At 62.3% G+C, this 10,809-nt stretch carries 10 protein-coding genes; 4 read left to right on the forward strand and 6 right to left on the reverse strand.

The window, feature by feature from the left end:
* The 3 genes from preA to M0954_RS09295 all read right to left on the reverse strand — a co-directional run.
* Positions 1-971, reverse strand: a 971-nt coding sequence (gene preA, locus M0954_RS09285; RefSeq protein ID WP_297352789.1) for an NAD-dependent dihydropyrimidine dehydrogenase subunit PreA, incomplete at its 3' end; no start/stop codon positions are given.
* Between the two features lie 81 nt (positions 972-1,052).
* Positions 1,053-2,399, reverse strand: coding sequence for an NAD(P)-dependent oxidoreductase (locus M0954_RS09290; protein WP_297352791.1), 1,347 nt, complete (start codon positions 2,397-2,399; stop codon positions 1,053-1,055).
* Positions 2,400-2,565: 166 nt separating this feature from the next.
* Positions 2,566-3,846: a Zn-dependent hydrolase gene (locus tag M0954_RS09295; RefSeq protein ID WP_297352793.1), complete on the reverse strand. Its 1,281-nt coding sequence runs from the start codon at positions 3,844-3,846 to the stop codon at positions 2,566-2,568.
* Positions 3,847-4,218: 372 nt separating this feature from the next.
* Here M0954_RS09295 and M0954_RS09300 point away from each other — a divergent pair, with 372 nt between their 5' ends.
* The 4 genes from M0954_RS09300 to M0954_RS09315 all read left to right on the forward strand — a co-directional run bounded on the left by M0954_RS09300 (position 4,219) and on the right by M0954_RS09315 (position 8,522).
* Positions 4,219-4,920 carry a TetR/AcrR family transcriptional regulator gene (locus M0954_RS09300; protein ID WP_122151816.1) on the forward strand — a complete coding sequence of 234 codons (702 nt, stop codon included), beginning with the start codon at positions 4,219-4,221 and terminating at the stop codon, positions 4,918-4,920.
* Between the two features lie 14 nt (positions 4,921-4,934).
* Entirely contained in the window at positions 4,935-5,780 is an 846-nt protein-coding gene (locus M0954_RS09305) for an alpha/beta hydrolase (protein WP_297352794.1), read from the forward strand.
* 266 nt (positions 5,781-6,046) lie between these two features.
* On the forward strand, positions 6,047-6,301 hold the full coding sequence (locus M0954_RS09310; protein ID WP_297352796.1) for a hypothetical protein: 255 nt from the start codon (positions 6,047-6,049) through the stop codon (positions 6,299-6,301).
* Positions 6,302-6,380: 79 nt separating this feature from the next.
* Positions 6,381-8,522, forward strand: a complete 2,142-nt coding sequence (locus M0954_RS09315; RefSeq protein WP_122151819.1) for a phosphocholine-specific phospholipase C — start codon at positions 6,381-6,383, stop codon at positions 8,520-8,522.
* Positions 8,523-8,618: 96 nt separating this feature from the next.
* On the opposite strand, the gene M0954_RS09320 is transcribed toward M0954_RS09315, so the two are convergent.
* From M0954_RS09320 to M0954_RS09330, 3 genes are all read right to left on the reverse strand, one after another.
* On the reverse strand, positions 8,619-9,920 hold the full coding sequence (locus tag M0954_RS09320) for an MSMEG_0569 family flavin-dependent oxidoreductase (protein WP_297352798.1): 1,302 nt from the start codon (positions 9,918-9,920) through the stop codon (positions 8,619-8,621).
* Between the two features lie 25 nt (positions 9,921-9,945).
* Positions 9,946-10,230 (reverse strand): MSMEG_0570 family nitrogen starvation response protein, encoded by a 285-nt coding sequence (locus M0954_RS09325; protein WP_122151821.1) that lies wholly within the window; start codon positions 10,228-10,230, stop codon positions 9,946-9,948.
* Between the two features lie 23 nt (positions 10,231-10,253).
* Positions 10,254-10,809 (reverse strand): glycosyltransferase (locus M0954_RS09330; RefSeq protein ID WP_297352800.1); only part of this gene is annotated, 556 nt, incomplete at its 5' end.

Raw genomic sequence — 10,809 nt, forward strand, 5'->3', positions numbered from 1 at the left:
ACGTTAGGCACCGCGCGGCCGCGAATGTCGTCGAGCGTGGCGTAGCCTTTTTCGTCCATCCAGTTCGACAGGCCGTCGGCGAGATCGGAAACGATCCGGAAGCCGTAGTGCATCGCCGCCGTGCAAATCTGCACGCTGCCCGCGCCCAGCACGATGAATTCCGCCGCGTCGCGCCAGGTCGAAATGCCGCCGATGCCGGAGATCGGCAGATCCGGTGTTTCAACGTCACGGGCAATTTCGGCCACCATGTTCAGCGCGATCGGTTTGATCGCCGGTCCACAATAGCCGCCGTGCGTGCCCTTGCCGTCGACAATCGGCAACGGCGCCATCACGTCGAGGTCCACGCCCACGATCGAGTTGATCGTATTGATCAGCGACACGCCATCCGCGCCGCCCTTGTAGGCCGCGCGCGAACCCATGCGGATATCGCTGATGTTCGGTGTCAGCTTGACGAGGCACGGCAGCTTCGTGCCCTCCTTGACCCAGCGAGTGACCATCTCGATGTATTCGGGCACCTGCCCCACCGCCGAGCCCATGCCACGCTCGCTCATGCCGTGCGGGCAGCCGAAGTTCAGCTCGACCGCGTCGGCGCCGGTGTCTTCGACCAACGGCAGGATCCATTTCCAGTCGCTTTCGTTGCACGGCACCATCAACGACACGATCAACGCGCGGTCCGGCCAGTCGCGCTTGACCTGGGCGATCTCGCGCAGGTTGACGTCGAGCGGACGGTCGGTGATCAGTTCGATATTGTTCAGGCCTGCGATACGTTGGCCATTCCACTGCACCGCGCCGTAACGCGAGCTGACGTTGACCACGTGCGGATCGAGGCCAAGCGTCTTCCAGACCACGCCGCCCCAGCCTGCCTCGAAGGCGCGGTTGACGTTATAGGCCTTGTCGGTCGGCGGCGCGGAGGCGAGCCAGAAAGGGTTCGGCGACGTGATGCCGGCAATCGTACAGCGCAGATCGGCCATGTTCGGCTCCTTGGGGACTTTGTTTTATCGTGAGGTCGGGTGAGTGGCTTTGCCAGGCGCAGTGCGCTCGCGGCTGGGTCGCTAGGCGGCCTTGATCGCCGTGCGGGCGAAAAGCGCGTCGATAGCTGCGGCCGCAAGCTTGCCGTCCTGCACAGCCTGCACCGTCAGATCGACGCCGCCTGTCGCGGCGCAATCGCCACCGGCCCACACATCGGGCAATGAGGTCTGCCCGTTGGCGTCGACGGCGATCCGGCTGCCATCGAGGGTCAACAACTCACGCTCCACGCCCACTGCAACCAGCGTCTGGCCGATTGCCTTTAGCACCATGTCCGCCTCCACAACGAAACGCTCGCTGCCCTCCGCCGAGCTGCGCTCGAATTCCACACCCGTCACATTGCCATCACCGCCAATCAGGCGGACCGGCTTCGCGTGCGTGACGAGCGTGACCCCCTGGCTCTGCGCGAATTCGCGTTCGGCCCACGTTGCGCTCATCGTCTCCACGCCGCGGCGGTAAACCATCGTCACCGTCGTCGCACCCAGCTTGCGGCTTTGCACCGCGGCATCCACCGCCGTATTGCCGCCGCCGATCACGACGATGCGGCGTCCCACTGGCACCGTCGCGAGATCGCTCGCTTGCCGCACCTGCTCGATGAAATCGACTGCGTCAAGCACGCCGCCAAGCGCTTCGCCTTCCAGCGCCAATTCGCGTACACCGGTCAGGCCAATCGCCAGAAACACCGCGTCATGTTGTTTGCGCAGCGCATCGAGACTCAGGTCGCGCCCGAGCGTCGCACCGTTTTTGATTTCAATGCCACCCACCGAACACAGCCAGGCCACTTCACTCTGGGCGAAATCATCGACCGTCTTGTAGGCAGCGATGCCGTATTCGTTAAGACCACCAGGCTTTTCGTGCGCGTCGTAAATCGTCACGCGATGCCCCGCCACCGCCAGCCGATGCGCGCACGCCAGCCCCGCCGGGCCGCCGCCGACGACGGCCACATGACGCCCGGTGTCCGCCGCACGCTTGAATAGCACCTCGCCGCGCGCCATCGCCCAGTCGGTCGCATGACGTTGCAGCGCGCCGATTGCCACCGGCTTCTCGTCCTGATGATTGCGCACGCATGCCCCTTCGCACAGGATCTCGGTCGGACAGACCCGCGCACACATGCCGCCCAACGGATTCGCCGAAAGAATATCGAGCGCCGCGCCTTTCAGATTGCCGTTGCCGATCTTGCGGATAAAACTGGGAATATCGATCTGCGTCGGACACGCCTGAATGCACGGGGCGTCGTAGCAGTAGTGACAGCGGCTCGCCGCCACCGCGGCGGCGGCCGGATCGAGCAAGGGCGAGATATCGGCGAATTCGCAGGAAAGCTGCTCGGGCGACAGCCGATGCGGGGCAATGTCGCCGGTATGCTTGATGGCCATACACGTTCCTTCTTGAATGTGAGGACGTAGCCGTGCCCGCCGACTGCACGCGAGCGCAGTCGGGACGGCTTGTTATATAGGTAATGCGGTCAGGCTTTTCTAAAAGCGCCAACGCCCGGTTGCAATACGCGGCGCGGCGCTCCAGGCACCATCAACCCTTCAAAGTTCATGAAGCCGGTTCGCAGGCACGCCCCAGCATGGCGTGCAGCAGCACATTGGCGCCTGCTTCGATCCATTCGAGCGTGGCGTCCTCGATCTCGTTGTGACTGATACCGTCGACGCACGGCACGAACACCATCGAGGTCGGCGCGACCTGCGACAGATAACAGGCGTCGTGTCCCGCGCCCGAGACCATGTCGCGATGCGGATAGCCGAAGCGCTGCGCAGCAGCGCGCACCGACTTCACGCAGGCCGCGTCGAAAGCGACGGGTTTGTAATAGAAAATCTGCTCGAGTTCGGTTTCAAGGCCAATGCCACTGGCGATCTTTTCGACGCCTTCGCGTAGCGCGGCGTCCATCTTCGCCAGCACGGCATCGTCAGGATGACGAAAATCCACCGTGAAAAACACGCGGCCCGGAATCACGTTGCGCGAGTTCGGGTGTACCTGCATCATGCCGACAGTCGCGCAGCCGAACGGCGCGTTGTCGAGCCCGATGCGATTGACGAGATCGACTACGCGCGCAGCGCCGAGCAGCGCATCGCGACGGCGCGGCATCGGCGTCGGACCCGCGTGCGCTTCCTGGCCGGTCAACGTGATTTCGTACCAACGCTGTCCTTGCGCATCGGTCACGACGCCGATCGTCTTATGTTCGGCTTCGAGGATGGGCCCCTGTTCGATATGCAACTCGAACGCGGCATGCAAGGGCCGGCCGCCGCACGGCACATCGCCTGCGTAGCCGATGCGCTTGAGTTCCTCGCCGATCGTCTTGCCGTCCACGTCCTTGCGCGACAGGCCGTATTCGAGTGTGAACACGCCGGCGAACACACCGGAGGCGACCATCGCCGGAGCAAAGCGCGAGCCTTCCTCGTTGGTCCAGATCACCACTTCGATCGGGTGTTCGGTTTCAATGTCGTGATCGTTCAGACTGCGAATCACTTCGAGTCCGCCCAGCACACCATAGATGCCGTCGAAACGCCCGCCAGTGGGTTGCGAATCCGCATGCGAGCCGGTCATGACCGGCAGCGCGTTCGGATTGCGCCCGGCACGCCGCATGAAGACATTGCCCATCTGATCCACCGTGACCGTGCAACCCGCCTCTTTCGTCCAGCTTACGATCAGGTCACGCCCCTGCTTGTCGAGATCGGTCAGCGCCAGGCGGCAGACACCACCCTTAGGTGTACCGCCGATTTTCGCCATCGTCATCAAGCTGTCCCACAGACGCTTGCCGTCGACCTTGATCGACGTATCGGGTTCAGCATGCTTTAACGCCTCGGATACCGCGTTCATTCGTCTCGCTCCTTTCGATGAACCGACCATTCTGCTGCGATCACACATCGCTTCAAATAAAAACTGGTGCATTTACGGCTGATTTTAGGGCGTTTCCGCACGGCCGCGGTGCATGTTAATTGCCGTCTCACCCGCATCCGGCAAAGGGCTAACCCTGGGGTACCGCCCGCTCATCCAATCCTGTCCGATTGGACAGGTTGTAGCCGATTAACGCCGCCAAATCAATGCTTTTCGTACGTGAGCACATAGAGCGAAAAGCGTGCCATTGCAATGCAGCATGCCGCGTTGACGCGCAGCGAATCAGCGTGTCCAAAATCTTCCGAACGACTAGAATGAAGCGCGACGCGGCATGCGAGCCGCGCGAGGCCAACAATGAGACACGACGAAGTGGCAGCCGACATCGCGGGAAACGACGAGACACCCACACCTTTGCGGCGGCGCAAGGCGCACATCCGCGAATCGAACGAGGCCCATCTGCTGGCCTGTGCGGAAGCGGTATTCGCCGAGCGGGGACTGGAAGGCGCCAGCACGGCGATGATTGCCGAACGCGCAGGCTTACCGAAAGCTAACCTGCATTACTACTTCCCTACGAAGCTGGCGTTGTATCGCCGCGTGCTCGAAGACCTGTTCGAAGATTGGCATCGTGCCGCGGACACGTTCGAGGGCAGCGACGATCCGGTTGAAGCGATCAGCGGCTACGTGCGGGTGAAGATGGAGTTGTCGCGGCGGCGGCCGCTCGGCTCGAAAGTATGGGCCAATGAAATCATCCACGGTGCCGAGCATATGCAGGACATCCTCACGCAACGTGTGAAACCCTGGCTCGAGAGCCGCGTGAAGGTGATCGACGACTGGATCGCACGCGGCCTGCTCGCACCCGTGAATGCGCAGACCTTCATGTACATGATCTGGGCGACCACACAGCACTACGCCGACTTCGACGCACAGATCCTGGCGCTCGGCGGCAAACGTGCGTTGACGCAGAAAGCGTTCGAAGCGTCCACCGAGGAGGTGGTGCAACTGGTGATTCGAGCATGCGGCGCGGTGTCGCCTGCTGCGAGCCGGACTCAACCGTAACGGCGTTGTCACGCATGCACACCCGGGCCGCCAAGGACGGCACAGCCATCGCAAGCAACTTCGCCATCTTGCCGGCCACCTCCGCACGCGAGGCGCTGCGAATCGAATACCAGTGGATCAATGCCGAATTACAAGCGGCACCGATCGCGTTGTTTCTGCATGAAGGACTCGGCTCGATTGCCATGTGGCGCGGCTGGCCGCAACAGCTATGCAATCAGCTCGGCATGCGTGGTCTCGTCTATTCGCGTCCCGGCTATGGCCACTCGACGCCGCGACCTCGCGACGCCGTCTGGCCGGTCAATTACCTGAGCGTTCAGGCGCACGACGTTTTGCCGGCGTTGCTGGAAGCGTTACATATCGAGCCCGAAGAACGCGCACGCATGTGGGTGATCGGCCATAGCGACGGCGGTTCGATCGCGCTGCTATACGCCGCTTCGTTTCCGCGCCTGCTGGCAGGCGCCATCTCTATCGCGCCGCATGTGTTCGTCGAAGATATTTCGCTGCAAGGAATCGTCGAGACCAAAGCAGCCTACGAGCACGCCGACCTGCGTGAGAAGCTCAGCCGCTTTCACGCCGACGTCGATTCGGCGTTCTACGGTTGGAGCGACATCTGGTTGAGCCCAGCTTACAGAACGTGGAGCATCGTCGAGGAATTGCATGCGATCCGCTGCCCCTTGCTGGCAGTACAGGGGCACGACGATCACTACGGCACGATGGCGCACCTCGATATGATCGCAGCGCGTGTACCTCTGGCACGTCTCGTCAAGCTCGATGCTTGCGGGCACTCGCCGCATCGCGACGCGCCTGATGCGCTCAACGCGGCGATCGTCGCGTTTGTCGCAACCACGGAAAGTGGTTAATTGCGCAAACATACACAATTACAACTTATTCCCCAACGTTCACAAATCTTACACAGGTAAGTAGTTATCCTTCGACGGTGCTGGGCCAAGGTGCGTCACCTTGGCCCAGCGTCCCCCAATACCGTCAAAGGCCTCCTATGTCTCCCAGGTCTGAGCGAAGCGAGTTGTTCGAATCCGAACCCCCGGGCAGACGTCTGGCGGCCGCACCACGCGCATGGCCGCGAACGTTCGGAGCAGCCGCATTGGCGGCGGCGCTGTGCGTCTGCATGGGCATCTCCTTGAGCGCCTGCAGCAACGACGACAACAAGGCACCCGAAACGGCAACGACGACCTCGGATCAGGTCAACGACGCGCCGCCCGCGCCCTACGCGATGCCGCAAAGCGTGGCCACGCAAGCGCAGCCGACAGCCCCAGCGGAACTACCGCCGAATGCCTTCCAGACACCACCGCCGACCGCCGCCCAGGTCGGAGCCGCAGCGTCCGACAGTCTTGTAACACCCGTGATTCACACCGTTGATTGAGGTCGTCCGACTCCCCGCGCCGGTTCTACCCGTTTGCTCACCGTCGCGCATATTCCTTCCCTGAAGATCGAAGCCCAACATGACATCAAAAAATCGCCGTGATTTTCTGCGCGCAGCCGCCTCGGCTGCCGGTTCTGCAACCGCGTTGAGCATGCTGCCGCTCGGCATTCGCAACGCACTCGCGATTCCCGCTAACAACGCCACAGGCAGCATCCAGGACGTCGAGCACATCATCGTCCTGATGCAGGAAAACCGCGCATTCGACCACTACTTCGGCACCCTGCGCGGCGTGCGCGGCTTTGGCGACACGCGCGCCATCACGCTGCCCACCGGCAACCCGGTGTGGTATCAACCGCTCACCGAGGGCATCACCGCTGACGCGGGTTATGTGCTGCCGTTCCGTCCGAGCGCGCCGAATCTCGGCCTGCAGTTCCTGCAGGATCTGGCGCATGACTGGAATACCACGCACACGGCATGGAACGGTGGCCTGTATAACCAGTGGGTGCCGTCCAAGGGCACCACGACAATGGCGTACATGACGCGCGACGACATTCCGTTCCACTACGCGCTGGCCGACGCATTCACGATTTGCGACGCGTATCACTGCTCGCTGCTGGGACCGACGGACCCGAACCGTTACTACATGTGGACCGGCTGGGTGGGTAACGACGGCAGCGGCGGCGGCCCCGTGATCGACAACTCCGAACTCGGCTACGGCTGGTCGACGTACCCCGAAGTACTGCAAAACGCCGGCATTTCGTGGAAGATCTATCAGGACGAAGGCACCGGCCTGAATGCCGCCGGTTCGTGGGGCTGGACGTCGGACCCGTATATCGGCAACTACGGCGACAACTCGCTGCTTTACTTCAACCAGTATCGCAACGCGACGCCGGGCAATCCGCTGTACGACAAGGCGCGCACCGGCACCAACGTGGCAAACGGCGGCACTTACTTCGATGTCCTCAAGCAGGACGTGACCAACAATACGCTGCCGCAAGTCTCGTGGATCGTCGCGCCGGAAGCCTATTCCGAGCATCCGAACTGGCCCGCGAACTACGGCGCATGGTATGTCGATCAGGTGCTGCAGGTTCTGACCTCGAACCCGGAGGTGTGGAGCAAGACGGTACTGCTCGTCAACTACGACGAGAACGATGGCTTCTTCGATCACGTGCCGCCCCCGTTCGCACCGGCTTCGAGCGCCAACGGCCTGTCGACTGTCGCGACCACCAATGAAATCTATCTGGGCAACGGCCAATATACGGCGGGCGAGTATTCGAACGGCCCGTACGGCATGGGCCCGCGCGTGCCGATGATCGTGGTGTCGCCGTGGTCGAAGGGCGGTTATGTGTGCTCGCAAGTGTTCGACCACACCTCGGTGATCCGCTTTATCGAAAAACGCTTCGGCCACAATCACGACCTCGGCGAATCGAATATCACGCCGTGGCGCCGTGCGGTGTCCGGTGACCTGATGTCGGCGTTCAACTTCGTCAATCCGAACGACTCGACGCCGGCGCTGCCGAGCACGACCGGCTACGTGCCGCCGGACCAGTTGCGTCATCCTGACTATGTGCCGGTCCCGCCTCTGGTGCAGGCCGTGCCGAAGCAGGAACCGGGCGTGCGCCCGGCGCGCGCACTGCCCTACGAATTCTTCGTGCGGCTGCGCAGCGGGGCATCGCAAGGCAAGATCGCGCTCGGCTTTGTGAACAGTGGACAAGCCGGCGCGGCGTTCCTCGTCTATTCGACCAATAGCGGCACGACGCCGCTCAGCTATACCGTCGAAGCCGGCAAACGCCTTGACGACCAGTTGCCGCTCAACGCCAACGGCACCTACGACTACACCGTGTACGGCCCGAACGGCTACCTGCGCCGCTTCGCCGGCAAGCCGGTGGCAGCGTCGAACTGGTGGAGCAAATCGGAAGTAGCCAATCCGGAAGTGGCGGAAGGTTACGACGTCGCCAACGGCAATCTGCAGTTGCGTCTCGAGAACGTGGGCACGGCAAAGTGCGAGTTCACCGTCACCAATGCGTACGATCCGAGCATGGTGATCCGGCAGACGGTGGCGGGTGGCAAGACCGACGAGATCTATCTCGACCTGCGCGCCGCTTATGGCTGGTACGACCTGACGGTGACCGTGGATACGGACCCGACCTTCACGCGGCGCCTCGGTGGCCACGTCGAAACGGGACACAGCAGCTATAGCGATCCGGCATTGGGCGCCTAAGCATCAGATAGCGAAGCTTGGACAGCTGAACGTCAAAACGCTGCCTGGATTGCGCGACTTCTGCGCAGTCCAGGCAGTTTTGCTTTGTCGCGCCGCTCAAGCCGCCATCGACGCACAAGTGGCGGCCCGCTCACGTTCCTTCGCAAGAAGCGCCTGCACGACGTATTCCGCATCGCGCGCAATCCCCGAGAAGCGACCCGAGCCCCATGTGTGCAACCACGGCAAGCCGACGAAATAGAGTCCTTCGGCCGGTGTCACACCGCGGTGATGCGCCGGATAGCCGCGCCCATTGAACACCGGCGCATCGAGCCAGCTAAAGTCGGGCGTAAAGCCGATACACCAGATGATCGATGTAATACCGCTAGCCGCAAGTTCTAGCGTCGCGCGTTCGTGCGGAGGCTGCCATAGAGGCTCGTAGGGGACACCCTGCGGCGCACTGACACCACTCCGCTCAATGAAAGCGTCGATGCTTGCATTGATGCGGTTATAGGTATCGTCCGCATCGTCGAGATTGGCCGCGAGATTCGGCTTGAAATGCAATTGCCCATCGCGCAGATCTTCGAGCCGTCCGTATAACTCCATGCCTTCGGCGGCGAAGCGACGCAAGTCGATATCGCGTCCGCCGTCGCGGCCGGTCACATAGTGATTGGTGTTGTCGCGCACCCCTTCGCGCAACGGATGCTTTTCCACCGGCATATCGTAGTACTGCATGTCCGCGAGCCAATCCACCACGTCGCGTCCGCGATAAAAGCGCGCGCAGCGTGGCGCTTCGCCTACGGCGAGCACCACCTTGCGGCCGACCAGATGCAGGTCCTCGGCAATCTGCGCACCTGACTGCCCCGAGCCCACCACCAGTACCACGCCTTCGGGACGCGCCTGCGGATTGCGATACTCCGACGACTGCAACTGCACGATCTGCGCAGGCAGTCGCTCTGCCAAGCGTGGCACGATCGGCGTGTGGTATCCGCCCGATGCCACCACCACGTGGTCAGCCGTGAAATCACCCTGCGAGGTGGCCACCGCATAGGTACCGTCCTCCTGGCGCTTCACGCGGCTGACCTGGGTGTGCTCGAGCAGCGGCGCATCGACCATCGCAATGAACCCGTCGAGGTAATCGATGATCTCGTCCTTTTTCATGAAGCCGTGCGGATCGTCGCCGGAATACGGGTAGCCCGGCAATGCGCATTGCCAGTTCGGCGTGACGAGACAGAACGCATCCCAACGCTGCTTGCGCCAGGTGTGCGTGACGGTCTGCTTTTCGAGCACGAGGTGATCGAGGCCTGCCTGCTTCAGGTAATAGCTGACCGACAGACCCGCCTGCCCGCCGCCGACGACGAGCACGCTGTAATGGCCATTGCCGCGTGGGCCGGCGCTCATGGAATGCGCTGTGTTCGACATGATGCGTCCTTGCAAGTAGTAACGTTCAGACCAGCTCGATGACTTTCACGGTGGCATCCGCGTGATCGCGAAAGCGCTGCGCGTCGTGCTCGATCTGCGCGAGTTGATCCATCGCTGCCGAGCACGCGAAACCATACTTCTGCCGTACCCGCTCCGATGCGATATTGAGCGCCTCGCGCGAGCGTTTGACGAAATCGTCGAGCGGATACGTATGGCCCGGCGTAAAGAAGTCGCTGACGACCTGCGACGGCGAATAGCAGTTCGCTTCGTCGCCATCAGGCCATTGAATGCGAAAGTGCATGACAGGCATAGAAATTCCTTTGTGCAGATGGCTTAGTGAATCGCCAGCGGCTGTTGTGCCAGCCACGCGCGATAGACATCGACATGACGGCGCGCACTCGCGGCCCAGCTAAAACGGGCAAGCAGCGCGGGCACCGCATGGGTGAAATCGGTTGCGTGCTCGCCGTTGAGCACGTGCTGCAGTGCTTCGGCAATTGAATCCGTGGCGGTCGGCGTGGCCCAGCAGCAGGTGTCGCTATCGAGGTATTCCGTGAAAGGCGCGATCGCCGACGCAACAACCGGCGTACCGCAAGCGAGCGCCTCGAGGACAACCAGTCCGAAACCCTCGCGCACCGACACCATCGCCAGCACATCCGCGCTCCGGAACAGTGCGGGCATCGCGGCATCGTCGAGTGGTCCGGTGACGACGATGCTTTCCTGCGGTCCGATAGATAGGCCTAGCTCCGCCGCACGCTGGATAAACCGCCGCGTGTACGAATCGTGATCGAGCAGACTGGCGCCGCCCGCGACGACCAGTTGCGCGTCGGCAAACACCTTACGCACTACGGCAAATGCATCGAGTAGCGCAAGCGTGTTCTTGCGCGCTTCG

This window comes from Paraburkholderia sp., assembly GCF_026225065.1.
Classification (GTDB): domain Bacteria; phylum Pseudomonadota; class Gammaproteobacteria; order Burkholderiales; family Burkholderiaceae; genus Paraburkholderia.